This window comes from Shinella agrisoli, from assembly GCF_046557955.1.
Lineage (GTDB): Bacteria > Pseudomonadota > Alphaproteobacteria > Rhizobiales > Rhizobiaceae > Shinella.
Window position 1 is genome coordinate 200,407 of record NZ_JBJIEP010000008.1, and the last position, 24,011, is coordinate 224,417.

At 64.6% G+C, this 24,011-nt stretch carries 26 protein-coding genes; 8 read left to right on the forward strand and 18 right to left on the reverse strand.

What is annotated here, in order from left to right:
• Nucleotides 1-85: 85 nt before the first annotated feature.
• The 9 genes from ACIIOY_RS11135 to ACIIOY_RS11175 form a co-directional block, all read right to left on the reverse strand.
• Nucleotides 86-1,060, reverse strand: coding sequence for a type II secretion system F family protein (locus ACIIOY_RS11135; protein WP_411034725.1), 975 nt, complete (start codon nt 1,058-1,060; stop codon nt 86-88).
• A gap of 11 nt (nt 1,061-1,071) precedes the next feature.
• On the reverse strand, nt 1,072-2,082 hold the full coding sequence (locus ACIIOY_RS11140; RefSeq protein WP_411034726.1) for a type II secretion system F family protein: 1,011 nt from the start codon (nt 2,080-2,082) through the stop codon (nt 1,072-1,074).
• A gap of 18 nt (nt 2,083-2,100) precedes the next feature.
• Nucleotides 2,101-3,579: a TadA family conjugal transfer-associated ATPase gene (locus ACIIOY_RS11145; protein WP_411034727.1), complete on the reverse strand. Its 1,479-nt coding sequence runs from the start codon at nt 3,577-3,579 to the stop codon at nt 2,101-2,103.
• Between the two features lie 37 nt (nt 3,580-3,616).
• Complete coding sequence (locus ACIIOY_RS11150; RefSeq protein ID WP_411034728.1) at nt 3,617-4,897, reverse strand: CpaE/TadZ family protein; 1,281 nt, start codon at nt 4,895-4,897, stop codon at nt 3,617-3,619.
• A gap of 61 nt (nt 4,898-4,958) precedes the next feature.
• Nucleotides 4,959-5,612, reverse strand: a complete 654-nt coding sequence (locus ACIIOY_RS11155; protein ID WP_411034761.1) for a CpaD family pilus assembly protein — start codon at nt 5,610-5,612, stop codon at nt 4,959-4,961.
• Nucleotides 5,613-5,671: 59 nt separating this feature from the next.
• Entirely contained in the window at nt 5,672-7,198 is a 1,527-nt protein-coding gene (locus ACIIOY_RS11160) for a type II and III secretion system protein family protein (RefSeq protein ID WP_411034762.1), read from the reverse strand.
• A gap of 58 nt (nt 7,199-7,256) precedes the next feature.
• Nucleotides 7,257-8,072 carry a Flp pilus assembly protein CpaB gene (cpaB, locus tag ACIIOY_RS11165; RefSeq protein ID WP_411034729.1) on the reverse strand — a complete coding sequence of 272 codons (816 nt, stop codon included), beginning with the start codon at nt 8,070-8,072 and terminating at the stop codon, nt 7,257-7,259.
• A 159-nt stretch (nt 8,073-8,231) separates the two neighbouring features.
• Complete coding sequence (locus ACIIOY_RS11170) at nt 8,232-8,738, reverse strand: A24 family peptidase (RefSeq protein WP_411034730.1); 507 nt, start codon at nt 8,736-8,738, stop codon at nt 8,232-8,234.
• A gap of 129 nt (nt 8,739-8,867) precedes the next feature.
• Nucleotides 8,868-9,041 carry a Flp family type IVb pilin gene (locus tag ACIIOY_RS11175; protein WP_411034731.1) on the reverse strand — a complete coding sequence of 58 codons (174 nt, stop codon included), beginning with the start codon at nt 9,039-9,041 and terminating at the stop codon, nt 8,868-8,870.
• A gap of 322 nt (nt 9,042-9,363) precedes the next feature.
• On the opposite strand from ACIIOY_RS11175, the gene ACIIOY_RS11180 reads away from it, so the two are divergent.
• The 7 genes from ACIIOY_RS11180 to ACIIOY_RS11210 all read left to right on the forward strand — a co-directional run bounded on the left by ACIIOY_RS11180 (nt 9,364) and on the right by ACIIOY_RS11210 (nt 14,776).
• Complete coding sequence (locus ACIIOY_RS11180; protein ID WP_411034732.1) at nt 9,364-9,777, forward strand: pilus assembly protein N-terminal domain-containing protein; 414 nt, start codon at nt 9,364-9,366, stop codon at nt 9,775-9,777.
• Nucleotides 9,778-9,900: 123 nt separating this feature from the next.
• Nucleotides 9,901-10,476, forward strand: coding sequence for a TadE/TadG family type IV pilus assembly protein (locus ACIIOY_RS11185; protein WP_411034733.1), 576 nt, complete (start codon nt 9,901-9,903; stop codon nt 10,474-10,476).
• A 47-nt stretch (nt 10,477-10,523) separates the two neighbouring features.
• Nucleotides 10,524-11,084: a TadE/TadG family type IV pilus assembly protein gene (locus tag ACIIOY_RS11190; RefSeq protein ID WP_411034734.1), complete on the forward strand. Its 561-nt coding sequence runs from the start codon at nt 10,524-10,526 to the stop codon at nt 11,082-11,084.
• Between the two features lie 85 nt (nt 11,085-11,169).
• Nucleotides 11,170-12,399 (forward strand): phosphopentomutase, encoded by a 1,230-nt coding sequence (locus ACIIOY_RS11195; protein WP_411034735.1) that lies wholly within the window; start codon nt 11,170-11,172, stop codon nt 12,397-12,399.
• An 8-nt stretch (nt 12,400-12,407) separates the two neighbouring features.
• Entirely contained in the window at nt 12,408-13,364 is a 957-nt protein-coding gene (locus ACIIOY_RS11200; protein WP_411034763.1) for an adenosine deaminase, read from the forward strand.
• A 105-nt stretch (nt 13,365-13,469) separates the two neighbouring features.
• On the forward strand, nt 13,470-14,099 hold the full coding sequence (gene upp / locus ACIIOY_RS11205) for a uracil phosphoribosyltransferase (RefSeq protein ID WP_411034736.1): 630 nt from the start codon (nt 13,470-13,472) through the stop codon (nt 14,097-14,099).
• Nucleotides 14,100-14,236: 137 nt separating this feature from the next.
• Nucleotides 14,237-14,776: a TIGR02281 family clan AA aspartic protease gene (locus tag ACIIOY_RS11210; protein WP_411034737.1), complete on the forward strand. Its 540-nt coding sequence runs from the start codon at nt 14,237-14,239 to the stop codon at nt 14,774-14,776.
• Here ACIIOY_RS11210 and deoA read toward each other — a convergent pair.
• The 7 genes from deoA to ACIIOY_RS11245 are packed head-to-tail and all read right to left on the reverse strand — an operon-like array spanning nt 14,766 to nt 21,691.
• Entirely contained in the window at nt 14,766-16,079 is a 1,314-nt protein-coding gene (deoA, locus tag ACIIOY_RS11215) for a thymidine phosphorylase (RefSeq protein WP_411034738.1), read from the reverse strand. The two genes, ACIIOY_RS11210 and deoA, sit on opposite strands and share 11 nt — an antisense overlap.
• Nucleotide 16,080: 1 nt before the next feature.
• Nucleotides 16,081-16,854 (reverse strand): deoxyribose-phosphate aldolase, encoded by a 774-nt coding sequence (gene deoC, locus ACIIOY_RS11220; protein ID WP_411034739.1) that lies wholly within the window; start codon nt 16,852-16,854, stop codon nt 16,081-16,083.
• Nucleotides 16,847-17,659, reverse strand: a complete 813-nt coding sequence (locus ACIIOY_RS11225; protein WP_411034740.1) for a purine-nucleoside phosphorylase — start codon at nt 17,657-17,659, stop codon at nt 16,847-16,849. Before ACIIOY_RS11225 ends, deoC begins: the two co-directional genes overlap by 8 nt.
• The gene (locus tag ACIIOY_RS11230; RefSeq protein ID WP_411034741.1) at nt 17,656-18,048 is read right to left on the reverse strand and encodes a cytidine deaminase; all 393 of its coding nucleotides are present in this window, start codon (nt 18,046-18,048) and stop codon (nt 17,656-17,658) included. Before ACIIOY_RS11230 ends, ACIIOY_RS11225 begins: the two co-directional genes overlap by 4 nt.
• A gap of 1 nt (nt 18,049) precedes the next feature.
• Entirely contained in the window at nt 18,050-19,021 is a 972-nt protein-coding gene (locus tag ACIIOY_RS11235; RefSeq protein WP_411034742.1) for an ABC transporter permease, read from the reverse strand.
• A 4-nt stretch (nt 19,022-19,025) separates the two neighbouring features.
• Nucleotides 19,026-20,159, reverse strand: a complete 1,134-nt coding sequence (locus ACIIOY_RS11240) for an ABC transporter permease (protein WP_411034743.1) — start codon at nt 20,157-20,159, stop codon at nt 19,026-19,028.
• Nucleotides 20,156-21,691, reverse strand: a complete 1,536-nt coding sequence (locus ACIIOY_RS11245; RefSeq protein ID WP_411034744.1) for an ABC transporter ATP-binding protein — start codon at nt 21,689-21,691, stop codon at nt 20,156-20,158. Before ACIIOY_RS11245 ends, ACIIOY_RS11240 begins: the two co-directional genes overlap by 4 nt.
• A 152-nt stretch (nt 21,692-21,843) precedes the next feature.
• Here ACIIOY_RS11245 and ACIIOY_RS11250 point away from each other — a divergent pair, with 152 nt between their 5' ends.
• Nucleotides 21,844-22,074: a SlyX family protein gene (locus ACIIOY_RS11250; protein ID WP_411034745.1), complete on the forward strand. Its 231-nt coding sequence runs from the start codon at nt 21,844-21,846 to the stop codon at nt 22,072-22,074.
• A 57-nt stretch (nt 22,075-22,131) separates the two neighbouring features.
• On the opposite strand, the gene ACIIOY_RS11255 is transcribed toward ACIIOY_RS11250, so the two are convergent.
• Nucleotides 22,132-23,124 carry a BMP family lipoprotein gene (locus tag ACIIOY_RS11255; RefSeq protein WP_411034746.1) on the reverse strand — a complete coding sequence of 331 codons (993 nt, stop codon included), beginning with the start codon at nt 23,122-23,124 and terminating at the stop codon, nt 22,132-22,134.
• 231 nt (nt 23,125-23,355) lie between these two features.
• Nucleotides 23,356-24,006, reverse strand: coding sequence for a peptide-methionine (S)-S-oxide reductase MsrA (gene msrA, locus ACIIOY_RS11260; RefSeq protein WP_411034747.1), 651 nt, complete (start codon nt 24,004-24,006; stop codon nt 23,356-23,358).
• Between the last annotated feature and the right edge of the window lie 5 nt (nt 24,007-24,011).

The window sequence follows — 24,011 nt, forward strand, 5'->3', positions numbered from 1 at the left end:
TCCCGCGTCTCCTCCCAAGGACGCTTATCGCCCCGGCCGATGTCTCGACCGGGGCGTTTTTTTGCGCGTCGTCGTCCATGTACGGTCAAAAGCGGTCGGCGACCTGGATGCCTGCGGGGCCGAGGATGACGGCGACCAGCACGGGAAGGAAGAAGAGGATCATCGGCACGGTCAGCTTCGGCGGCAGCGCGGCGGCCTTCTTCTCCGCCTCGTTCATGCGCTGGTCGCGGCATTCCTGCGCCAGGACGCGCAGCGCCTGGGCAAGCGGCGTGCCGTAGCGCTCCGCCTGGATGAGGGCCTGCGTGACCGATTTGACCGTGTCGAGGCCGATGCGGTTGCCGAGGTTTTCGTAGGCGACGCGCCGCTCCTGCAGGAAGGAGAGCTCGGCCGTGGTGAGCACCAGCTCCTCGGCGAGTTCCGGCGAGGCCATGGTGATCTCGTCCGCCACGCGCTTGAAGGCGACCTCGATGGAAATGCCCGATTCCACGCAGATCAGCATGAGGTCGAGCGCATCCGGCCAGGCCCTGCGGATCGACTGCTGGCGCTTCGTCACCTTGTTGGAGATGAAGATGTTGGGCGCATAGAAGCCGATATAGGCGATGACGACGGTCGCGAGTATGCGCATCGGCAGCGGCTTGTCGCCGAGAAAGCCGAGATAGAAGATGTAGAAGGCGGCGATCGCCAGGAAGACGAATGGCAGGATGAAACGCGCGAAGAGGAAGACGTTGAGCGCGTTCTGCGAGCGGTAGCCCGCCTGCCTCAGCCGGTTCATCGTGTTGGCGTCGACCAGCGCCTCGCGCAGGTTCAGCCTTTCGACGATCTGGCGCACGGACGTGTTGTGCTGCGCACGCAGCGACGCCTTGCTCTGGGCGGCTTCGGCGTTGAGGCGTGCACGCTCGCGGGCGCGCATCTGCTCGCGCTCCAGCGCCACGGCCTTCATGCGCTTTTCGAGGTCGCCGCGCTCGAAATAGGGTGCCGCGAGCGTATAGAAGGTCGCGAGAACCGCAATCATCACGAAGGCGGGGAGAAGGACTGCTGGATCGGTAAGCATGGCAATCATGATCCGCGCTCCTAGATGTCGAAGTTGATCATGTTGCGCATCACGAGAATGCCGATCGACATCCAGACGGCGGAAATCCCGAGGATGAGGTGACCGCGTGAATCCTGGAACAGGATCATGATGTATTCCGGTGACGTCAGGTAGACGAGGAGCGCCACGATGAACGGCAGCGCGCCGATGATCGCGGCCGAGGCCTTGGCCTCCATCGACAGCGCGTTGACCTTGGCGCGCATCTTGCGGCGCTCGCGCAGCACGCGGGAGAGGTTGCCCAGCGCTTCGGAAAGGTTGCCGCCCGCCTGGCTCTGGATGGCGATGACGATCGAGAAGAAATTGACCTCCTGCAGCGGAATGCTGGTGAACATGCGCGCGCAGGCTTCCGGCACGCTGAGGCCGACCTGCTGGGATTCGACGACCTTGCGGAATTCCGTCTTCACCGGCTCCTGGCCCTCGGCGGCGATCAGCCGCAGGGCGTCGGTCAGCGGCAGGCCTGACTTGATGGACCGCACCATGACGTCGAGCGAGTTCGGAAACTCCTCGAGAAACTTGTTCAGGCGGCGCTTGACCAGGAAGCCGACCAGCCAGCGGGGAATGCCCGCGGCGGCGATGAAGGCGATGCCGAGCGAGACGAGAAGGCCCGTGCCGGCCAGAAGCGACAGCACGAAGGCAAAGAGGCCGAGGACGGCACTGAGGAGGTAGAACTGGGTCTCGCTGATCGAAAGGCCGGCCTGAACGAGCTTCGCCTTCAGCGTGGCGGCGACGCGCTTGGTCTGTTCCTGCTGCCTCTTCTCCAGGTCCTTCAAGGATTCCTGCACCGACTTGCGGCGCTTAGAGAGCTCTTGCATGCGGTCGCGCGCCGCCTTCGCCTTGGACTGGTCGGTCTCGGCCGCCTGCACGCGGCGGACGCGGCTTTCCGCCTTCTTCTGGGCCTCGATGCGCGAGAAGAGCACGCCATAGGCAAGGCCGGCGGTGGAAAGCGCCGCCAGCGCGAAGATCGCCACGATGGTGATATCCATTCCGAACATCCGCGCGTCACCCGCCCCTTACGGCTTCTCCATCGCGTCGAGCGTTGCCGCCAGGCGCTTGTCCTCGTTGAAATAGCGGGCGCGGTCCCAGAAATGCGGCTTGCCGATGCCGGTGCCCTTGTGCTGGCCGATGATGCGGCCGTTGGCATCTTCGCCCTGGATCTCGAAGCGCATCAGGTCCTGCGTGACGATGACGTCGCCTTCCATGCCGATCACCTCCGTGATGTGGGTGATGCGGCGCGAGCCGTCGCGCAGGCGCGAGGCCTGGATGATGATGTCGATGGAACCGGCGATGATCTCGCGCACGGTCTTGGCCGGCAGCGTGTAGCCGCCCATCGCGATCATCGATTCCATGCGGCTGAGGCATTCGCGCGGCGTATTAGCGTGGATCGTGCCCATCGAGCCGTCGTGACCGGTGTTCATCGCCTGGAGCAGGTCGAAGACCTCCGGTCCGCGCACTTCGCCGACGATGATGCGTTCGGGACGCATGCGCAGGCAGTTCTTGATGAGGTCGCGCATGGTGATCTCGCCCTCGCCCTCGATGTTCGGCGGACGGGTTTCGAGGCGCACCACATGCGGCTGCTGCAGCTGGAGTTCGGCCGAGTCCTCGCAGGTGATGACGCGCTCGTCGGGATCGATGTAGCGCGTCAGGCAGTTGAGCAGCGTCGTCTTGCCTGAGCCCGTGCCGCCGGAGATGACGAGGTTGCAGCGCACGCGGCCGATGATCTGGAGCAGCGTCGCGCCTTCCGGCGTGATCGAGCCGAACCGCACGAGCTGGTCGAGCGTCAGCTTGTCCTTCTTGAACTTGCGGATGGTGAGCGCGGTGCCGTCGATGGCGAGCGGCGGGGCGATGACGTTGACGCGCGAGCCGTCCGGCAGGCGCGCGTCGCAGATCGGGCTCGATTCGTCGACGCGGCGGCCGACCTGGCTGACGATGCGCTGGCAGATGGAGAGGAGCTGGGCGTTGTCGCGGAAGCGGATTTCCGATTCCTGCACCTTGCCGCCCACTTCGATATAGGTCTTGCCGGCGCCGTTCACCATGATGTCGGCGATGTCGTCGCGTGCCAGCAGCGGCTCCAGCGGGCCGTAGCCGAGAACGTCGTTGCAGATGTCGTCGAGCAGCTCCTCCTGCTCGGAGATCGACATCGCGAAATTCTTGATCGTGATGATGTCGTTGACGATGTCGCGGATTTCCTCGCGCGCGCTCTCCGTATCGAGCTTGGCGAGCTGCGACAGGTCGATCGTGTCGATGAGCGCGGAGAAGACCTGGCTCTTGGTGTCGTAGTAGTCCTCCGTGCGCGGCGTGCGGCGGCGAACGGCCGCGGCGGGCGCAGGAGCCACCAAGGGAGGAGGCGCAGGTTCGAAGACGGGTTGGGCCGGGGCCGCGGCGACCGGCCGCTCGGCCGTTACCGTCGTGGCGGCCGCGGGCACGGCATGGGTCGCCTGACCCGTCGTGCCGCTCTTGCCGAAACCTTCATTGCCACGTTTGCCGAACATGCAGCTTCATCCAGTCTGTTGCATCGCCCTTCAGGGCCTACTTGCGTCCGAGCAGGCCCAGCATCTTGCCGAGCCCGGCCTTCTTGGGTTTCTTCACCGTCGCACGGCCCGTCACGAGGTGGGCGATCTGCGAAAAGGTCTCCGCCGTCGGCGACTTACGATCCATCTCGGTGATCATGCGCCCGCTGTTGGCGGCCGTGCCGAAAAGCTGCGCGTCGAAGGGAATGATCGCGACCGGCTCGATGCCGAGCGGTTCGCAGAAGTCGGCGGGCGCGATTTCCGGGCGTTTCGGCAGGCCGACCTGGTTGAGGATCAGGTGCGGCGGCTTGTCGTTCGGCCGGAGCTTCTTCAGCGCGTCGAGCATGTTCTTCGCGTTGCGCAGGTTGGCAAGGTCCGGCACGGCCGTGATGACCAGCTCGTCCACCTCGGAAAGCAGCGCGCGCGTCCATTCCGACCAGGCGTGCGGCACATCGAGCACGGTCACCGGCGCGCTGCGCTGGAGCACCTCCAGAACCGGCTGGAAGGAGCCGCGCTCGAGATCATAGCCGCGGTCGAGCATGGAGGGAGCGGCCAGCAGCGAAAGATGCTCGGAGCACTTGGCCAGCAGGCGATCGAGGAAGACCTCGTCCAGGCGCTCCGGCGCATAGATCGCCTCGGAAATGCCCTGCGGCGGATCCTGGTCGAAGTCGATGTTGGCCGTGCCGTAGGGCAGGTCGAGATCGGCGAGGATCACCTCGGTCTGGAACAGGTTGGAAATATCGAAGGCGCAATTGTGCGCGATCGTCGATGAGCCCGATCCCCCCTTTGCGCCGATGAAGGCGACGGTGCGGCCAAGAGGCTCGGCATCCGGATCGACGAAGATCGCCGCCATGGCATTCAGCACCTCGGCCATCCCGACGGGGCCGACCATGTATTCGGAGATGCCGTTGCGGATGAGCTCACGGTAGAGCGGGATATCGTTGTAGCGGCCGACGATGATGACCTTGGTGCTCGGATCGCACACTTCGGCGAGCGGGGCGAGCTCCGCCATGATGCCGCGCGGCTCCGTCGAGGTCTCAAGGATCAGGAGGTTCGGCGTGGGAGCGGAGGCGAACATGTTGGCTGCCGCCGCGATGCTCGCGCTCGATATCCTGAGGCTCACCTTCGCCATGCGCCGGTCCTGCCCGCACCGCTCCATGGTGCGCAGCATCGCCTCGCTCTCGCAGAAGGCATGCACGGAGATGCGCGGCAACGGACGCACGGCCTCGAGGTCCGCCGAGCGAACCATCTCGTCCGGCTGCTCCGGTGCGGCCTCAATACTATAATCGACTGTGCTCATCGTCATATCCGTTCCTGATGTCCGGCGGACCGGATGTCTCTGTTGCCTGTAACGCCCAGCATCAGAACTCCGGTTGTCCCACGTCACGGTAATCCTGGATCACTAGGTTACGCTGCTCAGCGTCGATCGGCGTCATGCCGCGCGGCTGGACCAGATCCATCGGATTGGCGACTTGGGCAGCGAGGTTCGCCTGCGAGGCGCAGCCGAAGTTGTGGTAGTTCCGATTCTCCATCGTGTTCACCACAAGATCCTCCGGCCATTCACCGCACGGACCGGCGTTTGCCGTAATCGCGAAGAATGCAAGGCGGATCGGTGCCGAGGCGCCATAGCCAGCCGCGTCGTAGCGCGTCATGATCACTTGGTCGCGTCTGACTCCCGCCGCGATCAGCGTGGCGCGAATCTCCTTGCCGAGGCGCTGTGCCGTCGCCGCATTAACAGATCCGAGCGGCAGCATGACCTGCACCGCCCCACGCGACTTAGCGGCGTGGTCGGCGGCAAAGCCGCGAATATTGTCCCGCACGGCGATCGTCAGCTCGCGGTCGCCGGTGGCGATCGGGATGTCCATCGTTTGGGCCGTTTCAGTCAAGATAATTGGATGACGCGTGCGGTAGTCATCCGGAATGGAACCCGTCACAGAACGGACCCGGTTTCCGCAGCCGGAAAGCATCGCGGCGGAGAGAAGCAGCGTCGCGAGCATGGGCAAACTCTTGGACATGGCATAGTTCCTTGCCGGAGGGCGGGTCTTTCTGATCGTGTCGCGCATGTCCCGCCTCATCACTTGTAAATAAAGCCGATGGAGCCGTGGTACTTGCCGGCCGGCATAGCGTTCTCCTTGCGGCCGTAGATATTGTTCACCCGCCCGAGGAAAAAGCCCGCAGCATCATTCGCCGCGTTGAAATTGTCATCGGGACGCGACAGCGCGGTACGCGCCACCGGCCGCACAAGATAGGGCGTCGCGATGATAACCATTTCCGTCTCGTTGCGCACAAAGTCCTTCGAGCGGAAGAGCGTGCCGAAGATCGGAACCTTCGAGAGGCCTGGCAGGCCGGACATGGCTTGGCGGATATTGTCCTGCACGAGGCCCGCAATCACGATGGAACCGCCGGAGGGAAGCTCCACGCTCGTCGTCGCCTCGCGGCGGCGGATCGAGAGATAGGTGGCTCCTGGCATATCCGCGCGGGTGTTGCCGGTGACGGCGGAGCCTTCATAGGTGGGTTCGGAGACTTTTGTCTCGATCCGTAGGCTGATGCGTCCGGCGGACAGCACGACGGGGCGGAAGTTCAGTTCGATGCCATACTCGACCGTTTCGACTTGGCGGTTGAGCACGAGGCGTTCCCTGCCGGTCACGGAATTCTCTTCCGTGTTGATGGATTGCGTGCCGCTGAGGCGATACTCGCCACCCACCTTGAATCGCGCGGCTTCGCCCGAGATCGCCGTCAGGCTCGGCTCGGCCAGCGTGCGCATTACGCCTGCCTGCTCCATGGCGTTCAGATAGCTCGCAAACCCCATGCTCCCCGATCCGAGCGCGCCCGAAAGCAGGGCCGATGTGGGGTTGACCGCAGAGCCGAGATTTGTCGGATTGGCGAAACTGATACCATTGCCGCTCGTGCTGCTGTAGACGCTGCCGTTGAAGCCGAGCTGTTTCAGCACCTGGCGGCTGACCTCGGCGACCGTGACCTTGAGCGTCACCTGGTCCTCGCCTTCGATCTTGAGCATATTGACCACTTGGGAGCGCTGGCGCACCTCGCCGAAGATTGCAGCGTCACCATTGTTGCCTTGGGCGGTGATGTTGCGGGTCGTCGCCTCGCCGCCCTGCAGGAAGATTTCCGCAAGGCGTGTCGCCTGAGTGGCGTCTTGCGGCGTACGGACTGTACCGTTCAAAACGATATTATCCGAGATGATCTCAACCTCGATATCGGAGTCGGGAATGAAGCGGCGCAGATTCGCTTGAAGCCCATCGATGTCGCGTTCGACGTTAAGGTCGATGCTGACGATTTCCTCGCCGTTGGGACCGAAGACGAAGATGTTGGTCTGGCCGACCTCCTTGCCGAAGAGATAGATACGGCGCGAAGTACGTGTGACGGCGTCCGCCTTGACTGGATCGGCTACGAGGATGTCATGGGCGTCGGTCGGCAGGTCCACCACCACCGCCTTATTTAGTCCGAGCTTCACCGCCTTGCGGGCGCCAGGGCCACTCTCCTGGATGCGGATGACCGATGCGGTCGCCGCCTTGGCGATCGCGACGGGCTGACCGGTGGCAATGGCCGCCGGCAGGCCGGAAAACGCCAGGCAGAAGCTCATCCCGCCGGCGACAGAAGCCCGAAAAGTTCTTGCGATTCCAAACACGGTCAGCTCCTGGTCATTGCTGCGTTGCGGCCGGCGCGGCGCCGTTGACGATTGTACCGGTCTTGATCACCTGGACCTGCGGCGTGCCGTCGCCGCCGCTGAGCAGGTGGTCGGCCGCGCCGGTGTCGGGCTCCTGCGCGTCCGCGACGCTGCGCAGCGCCAAAGACAGGCGTTCGGCCATCTGCTGGGCGACGGCGATCACCTTGGTCTGGTCGGGCGTGAGCTCGAGCGTGGCGGTGGTGCCGACGACGGCCTTGGAGCCGTCCGGATTTTCCTGGATCTGCTGGTCGATCGCGAGAACGCGCACATTGGACAGCACGGTCTCCGTGAGGTAGGCGCTCGCTTCCCCCTTGCGCACCATGATGACGTCGACGCGGTCGTTCGGCAGGATGAAACCGCCGGCACCCGTGGCGACGGAAATTTCCGTCGCCACAGCCCTTTTGCCTGAAGGCAGCAGCGACGACATGATGCGGCTGGACGAGTCGGCGATCTTTTCCTGGCGGATCGGCTCGCCGTTTAAGATCGGCATGCGGGCGATGGCGCCCGCGAGGGCTTCCATTGCGTCCGGCCGATTCTGATCGGTGATGAAACCCTCGACGACGGACCCTTCCGGCCAGGCCGCCCAGGCGAGCACCTCGGAATTGAGCCGCGAGCCCACCGGCAGGCTTTCCTTGGCGACCAGCACGTTGATGGTCGGTTCGCGCTCGACGACGGTCTCGGTCTGCACCACCGACTTGCCGCCGCCACGGGCGATCTGCAAGGCGAGGAACCCTGCAACGCCCGCCGAAACGACGGCCACTGCCAGAATGATGATTCGCGCCGGTCTCATGTGGTTTCCCTGGATGCGGACTGTTCTATCCGCCCACATTGACCGGCAAAGGTGTAATTATGGTTAATGAGCGCCTTACGAGTATGGTTAACGGCAGGTTAGCGGAGCGCCATAGGCTGATGCACGATGAAAACCCGCTTTCCGTACGACCTACAGAGCTTAGTTGCCGAGAACGGCGAGCATCAGTGGAGAGGATGGATATGCGGCGAAAGCTGCCAAGCCGATGGCGATGCCATACGGCACTTTCTTGGCCGTCATAAGGTGTGCCGGAACGGGCAGACCGGAAGCCAGGATAGTATCGGCATGCGAACGAAGGGACAGGATGCCCAGCGTAAGAATACCGCCAAAAAAGGAGACATAAACCAGATATTCAATGAGAGAGAAGGTCATCCCGAACCAAACGGCACTCGCAGTCAATAGCTTCGCATCGCCACCGCCCATGATGTTAAGCGCGAAAAGTACGAAACAAGCCGAGAAGACGAGTAGTCCGGCGCCTAGATGACCCGCGATCTGTGAAAAATCCATGCCGGCGAGTGGCGCAACCAAGATAAAGGCGCCGAGCAGTATTACTGACACCCTGTTCGGAATTGTCATGGTGAAGAAATCGGAGAAAGTGGCCATGGCAAGGCAGAGAGGAAAAACGACAAAAATAACAGCGTTTACCATTGACGTGCTCCGATTGAGAAGATCTGCCCAGCCGACTTTAAGATGAACTAAACGCGTAAAGCGCTTTCCAAAAAACAAACCGCCCCCTAGCCGGAGGCGGTTTGTCGAGCCAACCAAGGTTTGAAGCTCTTACTTCTTGAAGTTAAGCGTCTTGGACAGTTCGTTGAACTGGTTGTTCAGCGAGCCGCCGAGCGCGGTTGCGCCGGTGATGAGGGCGACGGAAATCAGGGCGGCGATCAGGCCGTATTCGATGGCGGTTGCGCCAGACTCGTCCTTCATAAGACGAGCGAAAATCTTGGTCATGGTACTCTCCTAGCTCCACGGTGTTGGTTCAGCACGTCCGCCAACTGTTTCCGTTGTTCGGATGACTGCAACCTACAGGCAGGCCATTTCCATCGGCTTAAGGAAATCGGTTAACGAAGCCTTATCGTCCGGCTACCGGATATATGGTTATACATCGGTTAATTTGCTCGTATATCCGCATTCCGACCCCGTTTTCGCTGTTTATGCCGCCAAGGCCGGCGATGAGCGCTAGAGTTGAAATGAGAATGCCGGCGACCTCCTTAAATCTTCATTCACCATTCGCAGCGATGCTGTGCGTGTTTTCTTGTCGGGATGACTGTTTATGGGACGCGACCGGACCCTCGCTGCGGGCGCAGCAAAGCTTGCGACGATTGCCTTTGTCTTGCTGTCTACTGCCGCCAATGCCGCGGCGGAGGAGCATTTCCTTCGCGTCTACATGGATCATGCGCGCGTGCTCCGGCTGGACCGGCCCGTCAGCAAGGTGATCCTGGGCAATGCCGAGGTCGCCGACGCGACGGTGGCCGACGCACACACGATCGTCCTGACCGGCCGCAATTTCGGAACGACCAACCTCGTGCTGCTCGACGCCGACGGCAACGCGATCGTCGACGAGCGCATTCTCGTGTCGATCGATGAAGGCAACACCGTGCGCGTCTTCCGGCAGACGGATCGATCCGTCCTTTCCTGCACGCCGAATTGCGAGGAGCATGTCGCCAAGACCGGCAGCGGCGGTTGACGCCATGTCCCGCACAGGGCGTGCGAATACGGGAACCCTTTCAAATCTTCCCTGCCCCGCACACGAAATATAAACGGTCTGCCGCGTAATCTCGTCATCTCAAGGATTTGGGAACGGATCGCGATGTCGCTCGATCATGACGCAACCACTCGACGCCGGCGGATGACGGGCCTGTTTGGCCGCCTCTTCGCCCGCCGGGATGGCGCGACGGCCATAGAATTCGCAATTCTCGCCATCCCCTTCTTCGTGATCATCTTCGCCTCGATCGAGACCTTCATCGCCTTCACGGGCGAGCAATTGCTGGCAAATGCAACGGAAACAATGGCGCGCAAGATCCGCACCGGCGAGATCCGTGCCACCACACCCAATGCAGAACAGACGTTCCGGGCGGAGTTCTGCGAAGAAATCAAGATATTGATGCCCTGCTCCGGCAAGCTCTTTCTCGACGTGCGCAGCTTCGACAAGTATTCCGACATTCCGGCTGCCGTTCCCCTTGTCGATATGGACCTCGACACGAACAGCTTGAGGTTCGCTCCCGGCGGCAAGAAGTCTATCAACATCGTGCGCGCCTACTACCGATGGGATGTTGTGACGGATCTCGTGCGCCCCCTGATTGCTAACATCCAGTCGGCTGACGGCTCCCGGCGGAACTACCTGATGGTGGCAACCACCGTCGTCCAGAACGAGGACTATCCGTGATGAAAGGAGAAACTTCGTCTGCGGAAACCGGGCGGGACGGAAAGCAGTTGGGTAGAGGGGTGCTCCTTCGGCTGCGCCGTTTTGTCGACGACCGCCGCGGGGTCGGCGCGATCGAATTTGCGATCGTCGCGCCACTGTTGATCATGACCTATATCGGCGCCTTCGAGATCTCGGTCGCCATCGCCATGTCGCGCAAGGTCAGCCGGGCCTCCAGTACCGTCTCCGACCTGCTGACGCGGAACGAAACGACGAACCTGGCGACGCTCGATTCGATGAAGGATGTCACGAAGAACGTCATCGCCCCCTTTTCCCAGGAAGGCTACACGCTGAAGATCACCGGCATCGCCGTGGATGCCGACGGCAATGCGACCGTCGCCTGGTCGCGTGACCAGAAGGCGGCTTCACCTTATTCCAAAAACGGCCCGGTCACGCTGCCCGCGAACATGGATGCGAGGAGCACCTTCATCGTGCGCACGGAGCTCACCGTGCCGCATACGATCCTTCTGATGGCACCGGGATTGAGCTCCAGCCTCAACAAGATCAACCTCTCCAAGACGAGCTACTTCCGCCAGCGTACCGGCGAAAGGATCACGTGCAGCGACTGCTGATACCACCTCCACAGCTCAATTTCGCTTGAACGCCCTGCCGCGCCCGTGCCATGTCACGCAGATGCGGACAGTCGGCAGGTGATCCATGGCGCGAGCCTTTCTCTTCGTTCTCGATTCCTTCGGCATCGGCGGCGGACCGGATGCGGCGGCCTTCGGCGATCTCGGCTCCGACACGCTCGGCCATATCGCCGAGTTCTGCGCAGCGGGCGTCGCCGACCGGCCCGGCCTCCGGCAGGGGCCGCTGAAGCTTCCCAACATGTCCGCACTCGGCCTGCTGCACGCCGCTCGCGCCGCGACCGGCCGGTTCCCGCAGGGCATGGACGTGCCGCAGCGCGTCTTCGGTTATCACGGCGCGGCGAGCGAAGTGTCGAACGGCAAGGACACGCCCTCCGGCCACTGGGAGATCGCCGGCACTCCCGTCACCTTCGACTGGAGCTATTTTCCCGCAGAGGGCGATGCGTTCGAGCCTGCGCTCGTGGAAGCCATCTGTACGGCCGGCGGCGTTCCGGGCATCCTCGGCAATTGCCATGCCTCCGGCACCGAGATCATCGCCCGGCACGGCCAGGAGCATATCCGCACCGGCAAGCCGATCTGCTACACTTCCTCCGACTCCGTCTTCCAGATCGCCGCGCACGAGAAGCATTTCGGCCTCGACCGCCTGCTCGCCTTTTGCGAGATTGTGCGAAAGATCCTCGACGAGCGGCCCGGCGGGCGCATCGGCCGCGTCATCGCCCGCCCCTTCCTCGGCGAGACGCCGCAGACCTTCGAGCGCACGGGCAACCGGCGGGACTACTCCGTGCTGCCGCCGGAACCGACCCTGCTCGATCGGCTGACCGAGGCCAGCCGCACGGTGCATGCCGTCGGCAAGATCGGCGACATCTTCGCCCATCAGGGCATCGGAACGCTCACCAAGGCGAACGGCAACATGGCGCTCTTCGACGCCACGCTGCGCGTGATGGACGAAGCGAAGGACGGCGACCTCGTCTTCACCAATTTCGTCGATTTCGACATGCTCTACGGCCACCGGCGCGATGTCGCCGGTTATGCGGCGGCGCTCGAGGCCTTCGACCGGCGCCTGCCGGAACTGGACCGCAAGCTCAAACCCGGCGACATCGTGATCCTCACCGCCGATCACGGCTGCGACCCGACCTGGCGCGGCACGGACCATACGCGCGAGCGCGTGCCGATCATGAGCTTCGGCCCCGGCCTCCGCTCGCGGCTCATCGAAACCCGCACCACCTTCGCCGATATCGGCGAAAGCGTCGCCCGGCATCTCGGCATCCCGCCGGGACCGCACGGAAGGAGCTTCCTGTGACCATAGCCATGCCGAAGGCGGAGCTGCACTGCCATATCGAGGGCGCCACTCCCCCCGCGCTCGCGCTGGCACAGGCGCAGCGCTATGATATCGACACCTCCGCCTTCATCCGCGACGGTGCCTATGCCTGGCGGGATTTCACCAGCTTCGTCGAGAGCTACGACGCGACGGCCAACCTCTTCCGCACGGAGGACGATTATGCCCTTCTTGCGGAAACCTATCTCACCGAGATCGCCGAAGCCGGCGCCATCTACAGCGAGCTGATCGTCTCGCCCGACCAGGGAGATGCCGTCGGCATCGGCGCCGACGCCTATATCCGCGGCCTTGCGGAGGGAGCCGAAAGGGCGAAGGCCAAGACCGGCATCGAAACGCGGCTGCTCATCGTCGGCATCCGCCATTTCGGGCCGGAGCGCGTCGTGAAGGCCGCGCAATACGCCGCGCGACGGCCGCATCCGCTGATCACCGGCTTCAACCTTGCCGGCGAGGAGCGCATGCACCGTGTCGCCGACTTCGCCCGCGCGTTCGACATCGCCCGTGATGCCGGTCTCGGCATCACCATCCACGCCGGCGAGCTTTGCGGCGCCTTCAGCGTGCGCGACGCGCTCGACCACGTCCGCCCTTCGCGCATCAGCCACGGCGTGCGCGCCATCGAGGATGTCGATCTCGTCAGGCGGCTGGCGGACGACGGCGTGGTGCTGGAAGTCTGCCCCGGTTCGAATATCGCGCTGAACGTCTTTCCGGATTTCCAGAGCCACCCGCTGCGCGCCCTTCATGCGGCCGGCGTGCGCGTCACGCTCAATTCGGACGACCCGCCCTTCTTCCACACCTCGCTCGCCCGCGAATACGAGATCGCCTCCACCGTCATGGGCTTCAGCGGCGAGGACATCCTCGGCATGACGCGCACCGCCATCGAGGCGGCCTTCGTCGACGAGCCGACGCGCCGGAGGCTGCTTTCCCGCCTGTAATGCACAGGCGGCTGGGGATGGTGCGCGCGGCCGGCGCTCTTCTCTTGCAGGCCCCGGCCGTTCCGTGGAAAAAGAAGTGTTCACTTACTTCTGGGAAGGTTGGCCATGGACGGCGTCACAGTCATCGATCACCCGCTCGTGCAGCACAAGCTGACCATCATGCGCAAGAAGGAAACGTCCACCGGCAGTTTCCGGCGCCTGCTGCGCGAAATCTCGACGCTGCTCTGCTACGAAGTCACGCGCGACCTGGAGCTTACGACCGCACGCATCGAGACGCCGCTCGAAGAGATCGATGCGCCGGTCCTGGAGGGCAAGAAGCTCGTCTTCGCCTCGATCCTGCGCGCCGGCAACGGCCTCCTGGAAGGCATGCTGGAGCTGGTGCCGTCCGCCCGCGTCTCCCATATCGGCGTCTATCGCGACCATGAGACGCTGGAGGCGGTCGAATATTTCTTCAAGGCGCCGGACAGCATCGACGAGCGACTCGTCATCGTCGTCGACCCGATGCTGGCGACCGGCAACTCGGCCATCGCCGCCATCGACACGCTGAAGGGACGCGGCGCGAGGAACATCCGTTTCCTCTGCCTGCTGGCGGCCCCGGAAGGCATCAGGAGCTTCCGCGAGCACCATCCGGACGTGCCGGTCTACACCGCCTCCATCGACCGCCAGCTCAACGAGAAGGGTTATATCGTGCCCGGCCTCGGCGACGCGGGCGATCGCATGTACGGCACGAAGTGACGCTTTCCTTCGCGGTTTAACCCGCCGTTCACCAAGCGCGTAAAAGATCGTGGAAGGGGGCGGCCCCAGGCGGCGCTTTTGCCGTCCGTTAGCCGGGGCCGTGCTATTTCGGGACAAATCCTCCCGGAGACAGCCCCATGTTCGTTCGCAGCCTTGTTTTTGTCGTCGGTTCCGTCGTCGCCGCAGCCGCTTTCGTGCCCGGCATAGCGACCCGCTATCTCGAAACGACAGGGAACGGCGCGCCCGAAACGAAGATCGAGAAGGTCGCCGTTCAGACCGGGCAGGGCGCGGCGCGCTACACCGGCAATCGCAGCGCCGTCATCAGCGCCGATGCGAACGGCCATTTCACCGGCCTCTTTTCCATCAACGGCCGCAAGGAGGAGGGCATGGTCGATACGGGCGCCAGCATGGTCGCGCTCAACGTCTCGACGGCCCGTCGCATCGGCATCGACAGGGCCGACCTCGATTTCCGCTACGCCGTCGACACGGCGAACGGCAAGGCGCGCGCCGCCTATGTCCGCCTCGACAAGGTCGAGATCGGCCCGGTGCGCATCGAGAATGTCGGCGCCATGGTGCTGGAGGACAAGGCCCTTTCCGGCATGCTGATCGGCATGAGCTTCCTGAAGGCCCTGTCCTCCTACAAGGTGGAGGACGGCAGGCTGCACCTTACCCGCTGATGCGCGTCAGGATGTCCGGCGAAGCGCCGGCGGGTTCGGGCCCGATCCGGTAAAGGCCAGCGAGCCGCTCCGCCGCGCGTGCCGCATCCGCTTCGTCGGCGGCATGCACGCGGCCGATTTCCGCGCCACTGTCCACCTTCGCGCCGAGCGGCAACAACCGGTCGAAGCCGACGCGATGATCGACCCTATCGTCCGGCCGGCTGCGCCCGCCGCCAAGCTCGATGACGGCAAGGCCGACGCCGCGCGTGTCGCAGGACACGAGATAGCCGGCTTGCGGCGCCGCGACCGGGCGGATGATCGGTGCCGGCGCCAGACGGCTATCCGGTCTGTCCACGAGATCGGCGGGCCCGCCGAGCGCATGCACCATGCGGGCGAAGATTTCCGCCGCCGCGCCGCTGGCAAGCGCCCTGCCCGCCTTTGCCTCGGCAGCGGCCAGGTCCGTCTCCAGCCCGGACAGCACCAGCATCTCGGCAGCGAAGGCGAGCACGATGCGTTCGAGCCGCGTCCCCGCCTTCCCGCCCGTAAGAAAGGCGACGCAGTTGGCGACCTCGACGGCATTGCCTGCCGCATCGGCGAGCGGCTGGTTCATGTCGGTCATGAGGGCGGAGGTCTTCACGCCGGCGCCGTTCGCCACATCCACAAGCGAGCGGGCGAGCATCTCGGCTTCGGCCGCTTCCGTCATGAAGGCGCCATTGCCGACCTTCACGTCCAGGACGAGCGATCCAAGACCGGCGGCCAGCTTCTTGGAGAGGATGGAGGCGGTGATCAGCGGCACGGAATCGACCGTCGCCGTCACGTCGCGGATCGCATAGATACGCTTGTCGGCAGGCGCGAGATCCGCCGTCTGGCCGATGATCGCGCAGCCGACCTCCTTCACCGTGCGGCGGAAAAGATCGGCGGACGGCATGATGGCGTAGCCGGGAATCGATTCCAGCTTGTCCAGCGTGCCGCCGGTATGGCCGAGGCCGCGGCCGGAGATCATCGGCACGGCAAGCCCGCAGGCCGCCGCTATCGGCGCCAGCATCAGGGAAACATTGTCGCCGACGCCGCCGGTCGAATGCTTGTCGGCGATCGGCCGGTCGATGCCGGACCAGTCGAGCACGTCGCCCGAGTCGCGCATGGCGAGCGTCAGCGCCACCGTCTCGTCCCGCGCCATGCCGTTGAACCAGACGGCCATGGCAAAGGCCGCCACCTGTCCCTCCGAGACGCTGCCCTCGGTCACGCCGGCGACGAAGCGGGCGATCTCTTGCGGGGAAAGAGGCTCGCCGTCGCGCTTGCGGCGGATCGTCTCCTGCGGGAGCATATCAGTAGCTCGCCGGCGCAGCCGGTGCGGCCCCGCCGCCGAGAACGGCGAGAATGTCGCCGAGGAGGCCCGAGGCGCCGAAGCGGAAGGTCTTCGGCGTCGCCCAGCCTTCCCCGAGAATCGAGGCGGCGAGCGCGAGATAGGCGCCGGCATCGGCAACGGTCCGCACGCCGCCGGCCGGCTTGAAGCCGACCGGTTTGCCGCTGTCCCTGATCGCCGTCAGCATGACCTCGGCGGCCGGCAGGGTCGCATTGACGGCGACCTTGCCGGTCGAGGTCTTGATGAGGTCGCTGCCGGCGGCGATGGCAAGGTCCGAGGCCTTGCGGATGAGCGCCGGGTCGCCGATCTCGCCGGTCTCCAGGATCGTCTTCAGGATGACGGGCGGCGGAGAGGCGGCCTTCACCGCGGTCACCATCCCCGTCACCGCCGCCTCGTTGCCGGCGATGAGGGCACGGTAGGGGATGACGAGGTCGATCTCGTCGGCGCCGTCGGCGATCGCCTGCCGCGTCTCGGCCACCACGTCCGCAACGGCAAGCTCGCCGGAAGGGAAGTTGACGACGGTCGCGATCTTCACCGCATGATCCTTGCCCAGGATGCCGCGGGCCTGCGTCACGAAGCGCGGCCAGATGCAGATGGCGGCCGTGTTGCCGAAGGGGGTTTGCGCCTGGCGGCAGAGCTTTTCGATGGCGGCTGCGTCGCAGTCGTCTGTGAGGTCGGTCAGGTCGAGCAGCGAGAGCGCGGTCCCCGCCGTTTCCTTTGCGCTGTCCTCATGCATGGTCGCTGCCTCCGCCCGCGATCATTTCGGAAAGGATCGCAGCAAGCCGCCTACCGCCGATCGGGGCCATGTCCTTGGTCTCGTGATGGCTGAGCTCGGTGCCCGTCATGCCGGCGCCGAAATTGGTGATGACCGAAGCGGCCGCGACCCTGAGGCCGAGATGCCGGGCGATCAGCACTTCCGGCACGGTCGACATGCCGACGGCATCCGCGCCGAAGACGCGCGCCATGCGGATTTCCGCCGGCGTCTCGAAGCTCGGGCCGGAGAACCACATGTAGACGCCGGACGAAAGCGGGATGCCGAGCCTTTCCGCCGCCGCGTCCATGCGCGCGGCGAGGCCGGCGTCATAGGCATTGGTCATGCCGACGAAGCGGTCGTCGCCGTCGAGGCCGATCAGCGGGTTCGTGCCGGAGAAGTTGATGTGGTCGGCAATGCGCATCACCGAGCCGGGCGGCATGTCCTCGCGCAGCGACCCTGCCGAATTGGTGAGGATCAGCGAGGTGACGCCGAGCCCCTTCAGCACCTCGATCGGCGTGCGCATGGCATTGGCGTCGCCCCGCTCGTAATAGTGGACGCGGCCGGAGAGCATGATGACCGGCACATTGCCGAGATGCCCTATGACCAGCTCGCCCGCGTGCCCGGAGACGGTGCTGACCGGGAAGCTGGGCAGGTCCGAATAGGGGATGCGCAGCGGCTCGCGCACCGCCTCCACCAGCGCGCCGAGGCCTGAGCCGAGCACGATGCCGTAGCGCGGGAGCATGCCGCCGAGGCGGGAGATCAGGAGGTCCGTGGTCTGAATGCTCATCCGATGACATCCGTTTCGAAACTGTGCGGCAGCAGGTCCGCCATGGTGACGGTCTTCTTCACGCCGGTCTCGTCGCACAGGTAGATCGGCGTTTCGGCCGTCGCGAATTCCGCGATCTTCTGCCGGCAGCCGCCACAGGGCGGGCAGAGCGGCAGCTTTTCCGCGATCACCGCCATCTCGACGATCTTCTTCGCGCCGCCCATGATCATGTGGCTGATCGCCGTCGGCTCGGCGCACCAGCCCTGGGGAAAGGAGATGTTCTCGATATTGGCACCGGCATAGATCCTGCCGTCCTCGGCGCGGATCGCCGCGCCGACCGGGAATTTCGAATAGGGCGCATACGCGAGGCGCATCGCCGCGCGCGCCGCCTCGAAGAGGTCGTGGGACATCTTATCGCTCCTTGACGTAGGGCACGCCGCCGGCCTTCGGCGGAATGGCCTTGCCGATGAAGCCTGCGAGCAGGATCACCGTCAGGATATAGGGCAGCGCCTGCATGAGCTGTACCGGCACCCGGCCGATCAGCGGGAAGGCATAGCCCTGGTAGCGGATGGCGAAGGCATCGAGGAAGCCGAAGAGCAGGCAGGCGAACAGGATGTTCTTCGGCCGCCACTTGGCGAAGATGAGGGCGGCGAGCGCGATGTAGCCCTTGCCCGCCGTCATGCCTTTCGTGAAGCCGGCATTGGCCGCAAGCGAAAGGTAGGCCCCCGCGACGCCGCACAGGATGCCGCAGCAGATGACGGCGCGGTAGCGCAGCCAGATGACCGATATGCCGGCCGTGTCGACCGCGCCGGGATTCTCGCCGACGGCGCGAAGGCGCAGGCCGAAGCGCGTGCGGTAGAGGATCCACCAGCTCACAGGCACCATCAGGAAGGCGAGGTAGGTGAGCGGCGAATGGCCGGAGAGGAGGCCCGAATAGAGGGGACCGAGGACCGGCACCTCGCGCAGGCTGTCTGCGAAGGGCAGCTGGATCGTGCCGAAGCGACCATCCGCCGAAAGCGCCGGCGTGCGCCCGCCCTGGCGGAACCAGGCCTCGCCGAGGATGACCGTGGAGCCGGCGACGATGAAGTTGATCGCGACGCCCGAGACGATCTGGCTGCCGCGCTGGGTGATCGAGGCGTAGCCGTGCACCAGCGAGAGCAGCACGGAGACGAGGACGGCCGCGAAGAGCCCCATCGTCACGGACTGCGCGATATAGGCGACGCAGCCGGCGGCGAAGGCCGCGCCCAGCATCTTGCCCTCGAGGCCGATGTCGAAGACGCCGGCGCGCTCGGTGAAAAGGCCGGCAAGGGCAGCGAGGATCAGCGGCGTCGAGACGCGGACGGTCGACTGCGCCAGCTCGATGAAGACCTGGAAGAAATCCATGGCGTCAGGCTCCCTTGGTGGCGGCGACGTCGCGGCCCTTGGGCGACAGCCCGAGGACGATCCGCGTGATGGCCGGGCGGAACATGTGCTCGAGCGCGCCGGCAAAGAGGATCACAAGACCCTGGATGATGACGATCATGTCGCGCGAGATGGAGGGCATCTCGAAGGCGATTTCCGCCCCGCCCTGGTAGAGCATGCCGAAGAGCAGCGCGGCGGGGATGATGCCCGCCGGATGCGACCGGCCCATCAGCGCCACGGCGATGCCGACGAAGCCCGCCCCTTGCACGAAATCGAGCTGCATGCGGAACTGCTCGCCCATGATCGGGTTCAGCGCCATCATGCCGGCGAGCCCGCCAGAGATCATCATGGTGATGACGATGATCTTCGCCTCCTTGATGCCGGCATAGCGCGCGGCGGCCGGGCTGTGGCCCATCGTGCGCATCTCGTAGCCGAGTTTCGTGCGCCAGATCAGCACCCAGACGCCGAAGGCGGCGAGAAGCGCCAGCAGGAAGGAAATGTTGAACGGCGCCGAGCCGACGGAAAGGCCGAAGATCGACATCAGCCAGTCGAGCTTCGGCAGCTGCCCGCCCGCATCGAAGGTGCGGGTTTCGAGCGACATGGAGCCGAGCGGCTTGAACACCCGGTTCAAAAGGTAGTTCATCAGGCTCGCGGCGATGAAGTTGAACATGATCGTCGTGATGACGATATGGCTGCCCCGCCGCGCCTGCAGCCAGCCGGGGATCAGCGCCCAGAGCGCGCCGAAGAACGCGGCGCCGGCGATCGCGATCGGGAAGACGAGATACCAGGGCAAGGTGCGGTCGAAGGCAAGACAGGCGAGCGCCACGCCGATGCCGCCTATATAGGCCTGGCCTTCGCCGCCGATGTTGAAGAGCCCGCAATGGAAGGCGACGGCCACGGCAAGGCCCGTGAAGATGAAGGTCGTCGTATAATAGAGCGTGAAGCCGATATATTCGCCGCGCCCGAACGCGCCGTTGACCATGTGGTAGGCGGCCTCCAGCGGGCTTTCGCCGACGATGAGGACCACGAGGCCGGAAATCAGGAAGGCGACGGCGAGATTGACCAGCGGTATCAGGCCGTATTCGGCCCAGGCCGGCAGTTTCGCGTGAGGGACACTCATTCGGCGGCCTCCTTCCGGCCTTCCACACCGGCCATCAGGAGGCCGAGTTCTCCTTCGGTGGCATCCGGCGTGCGCTCGCCGACGACGCGGCCGGCGAACATGACGAGAATGCGGTCCGACAGCGCGCGGATCTCGTCAAGCTCCACCGAGACGAGCAGCACCGCCTTGCCCTGGTCGCGCATCTCGATGATGCGCCTGTGGATGAATTCGATCGCGCCGACGTCGACGCCGCGCGTCGGCTGGCCGATGATCAGCACGTCGGGATCGCGCTCCATCTCGCGTGCCAGCACGATCTTCTGCTGGTTGCCGCCGGAAAAGTTCGCGGTCTTCAGCCGCGCGTTCGGCGGGCGGATGTCGTAGGCGGCGATCTTCGCCTCGGCGTCCGCGCGGATGGCGTCGACGTCGAGCAGCATGCCCTTGCGGTATTTCGGATCGTCGTGATAGCCGAGGATGGCGTTCTCGCTTTCCTCGAACTTCAGGACGAGGCCGACATGGTGCCGGTCCTCCGGCACGTGGGCGAGGCCGCGCTTGCGAAGGTCCGCCGGGTCGGCATGGCCGGTGACGTCGATCGCGCTGCCACCCAGCAGCACCGTGCCGGACGCGGCGCGGCGGATGCCGGAGATCGCCTCCATGAGTTCCGACTGGCCGTTGCCGGCAACGCCGGCAATGCCGACGATCTCGCCGGCGCGGATGTCGAAGGAGACGTCGTCGACCATCGTCACGCCGCGGCTGTCGCGCACCGTGAGGTTCTTGACCGAAAGCTTCACGTCGGCGGGCTTGCCCTCGCCCTTCTCGACGCGCAGCAGCACGCGCCGGCCGACCATGAGCTCGGCCAGCTCCTCGACCGAGGTTTCCTTCGTCGTGCGTGTCGCCACCATCTCGCCGCGGCGCATGACGGAGACCTCGTCGGTGATCGCCATGATCTCGCGCAGCTTGTGGGTGATGAGGAGGACGGTCTTGCCCTCGGCCTTCAGCTGCCCGAGGATGCGGAAGAGATGGTCGGCTTCGGCCGGCGTCAGGACGCCCGTCGGCTCGTCGAGGATGAGGATGTCGGCCTTGCGGTAGAGGGCTTTCAGGATTTCCACGCGCTGCTGGAGCCCGACCGGCAGCTCTTCGATCAGGGCGTCCGGATTGACCTCCAGCGCATATTCCTTCTCGAGCCGCTTCAGCTCCGCGCGCGCCTTGGCGATGCCGGCATTGAGGATCTGGCTCTCCTCGGCGCCGAGCATGACGTTTTCCAGCACGGTGAAGTTCTCCACCAGCATGAAGTGCTGGTGGACCATGCCGATGCCGGCGGCGATGGCGGCATTGGGATCGCGGATACTGACCTTCTCGCCGTTGATCAGGATGTCGCCGTGATCGGCCTGGTAGAAGCCGTAGAGGATCGACATGAGGGTGGATTTTCCGGCACCGTTTTCGCCGATGATGCCGTGAATGGTGCCCTTGCGGACCTTCAGGTTGATGTTCCGGTTGGCGTGGACGAGGCCGAAGCTCTTGTCGATGCCCTTCAGTTCGATTGCCAATTCGTTCATGACGATCCACTCTTACGGGGATTTGCGGCCGACGGGCATCCCGCCTATCGGTCTTAGTCTTGTTGCTTCCGCAGCGCTTGTCCAGCCCGATTGCGGGCCCGCTCGTGCCCCGCTATAGCTCGTACCGCCGGCCCTGACCGACGAGGAGCGCCATGACCACGCCCGACCTTCCCGAAGAGACCCAGGCAGAGCGCATCGCCCGCCTGGAGGAGCATATCGCCCACCAGGCCAACACGATCGAGGACCTCTCCGACCAGCTCGCCGAGCAATGGCGCGCGATCGAACAGCTGCGGTCGAAGCTCGACCGGCTTACGGAACGTTTCCTCGCGCTGGAAGAGGGGGCCGTCGAGGCCCCGGCCATCAGCCGCCCGCCTCACTATTGAGGTCCGGGAAGGCGGAATCGGCCCGCCTGCTCTCGCAAACGGGCCGGTCGATGCCGCTTAATAGGGGCAGGTCTCGTCCGACATGTAGTCGTGTATCTTCACCGTGCCGGCGATGATGTCGGCGCGGGCCTTGTCGATCGCCGCCTTCATTTCCGGCGTGATGAGCGACGCGTTGTTGTCGTCCATCGCGACGTCGACGCCATCCTCCTTCAGGCCGAGCACGTTGACGCCGGGCTGGAACGTGTCGTTCTTGGCGGTGATGAACGCGTCGTAGACGGCGACGTCCACGCGCTTGACCATCGAGGTCAGCACCTTGCCCGGATGAAGGCCGTTCTGGTTGGAATCGACGCCGATGCCGAGCTTGCCGGCGTCGGCGGCAGCCTGCAGGACGCCCACGCCCGTGCCGCCGGCGGCGTGGTATACCACGTCCGAACCCTGGTCGAACTGGGACTTCGCGATCTCGCCGCCCTTGACCGGGTCGTTCCAGGCGTCCGGCGTCGTGCCCGTATAGGCTTCCAGGACCTTGACGTCCGAACCGACGGACTTGGCGCCGCCGATGTAGCCGCAGGCGAACTTGTGGATCAGCGGAATGTCCATGCCGCCGACGAAGCTGACGGTCTTCGTCTTGGAGGCCGTTGCCGCCATGATGCCGGCGAGCCACGAGCCTTCCTCTTCCTTGAAGACGACCGAGCGGACATTGGGCTTGTCGACGACCATGTCGATGATGGCGAACTTGGTATCGGGATATTCCGCCGCGACCTTCTCAAGCGCTGCGGACCAGGAGAAGCCGGCCATCACGATCGGGTTGTTGCCGTCGCCGGCAAAGCGCCGGAGCGCCTGCTCGCGCTGCGCATCGTTGGCGATTTCGAAGTCGCGGTATTCGATGCCGGTCTCGGCCTTGAACTTTTCCGCGCCGTTGTAGGCCGCCTCGTTGAACGACTTGTCGAACTTGCCGCCAAGGTCGTAGATGATTGCCGGCTTGATGTCCGCGGCGAGCGCGCTGGCCGACATGGCGGCCGTGGCAAGAAGGGTGAGAAGGGTTTTTTTCATTGTGCAGCCCTGTTCGCTATTGATCTTATAGGGACCTTCCGGCTGGCGCCTGCATGAGCGCGCAACGGAGCCACCGACCCTTTCCCTTGGGTCAGGCTGGCGGCATCCTTGCACGGCTCAGGGAAAAATTCACCAGAAATTTTTCAGTTGGTAAAAAATAGGAGCCGCCGCGGACGGGCATGGAAAAACCCCGTTCGCGGCGGCTTCGACCTGCCGAAAAATCAGGCGCGATCAACCGATCGCGCAGGAAACGCCCGTGCCGCGCAGGCCGCAATAGCCGCCCGGATTCTTGGCGAGATATTGCTGGTGCACATCCTCGGCGAAGTAGAACGGGCCGGCCTTGGCGATCTCGGTGGTGATGCGGTCCGTGCGTCCCGCCGCACGGAGAGCCGCCTCGTAGACGTCACGCGCCCGCCGCGCCGTTTCCAGGTCCGCCTCGTCGTCGAGATAGATCGCCGAGCGGTAGGTCGTGCCGATATCGTTGCCCTGGCGCATGCCCTGGGTCGGGTCGTGCGCCTCGAAGAAAGCCTTCAGCAACGTTTCGAGCGAGACCGCGGCGGGGTCATAGACGACGAGCACGACCTCCGCATGGCCGGTGAGGCCGGTGGTCGTTTCGTGATAGGTCGGATTCGGCGTGAAGCCGCCGGAATACCCCGCCGCCGTGACCCAGACGCCGGGGATCTGCCAGAGCAGCCGTTCGGCGCCCCAGAAGCAGCCCATGCCGAGAAGCACGGTCCTGAAGCCTTGCGGATAGGGGCCTTTCAGCGGCCGGCCGTTGACGAAATGCGTCTCGGACGTGGGGATGGGCTGGTCCCGTCCGGGCAGAGCCGCCTCGGGCGCGGGCATGACGGTCTTCTTGTTGAACGTGTCGATCAGGAACATCGTGG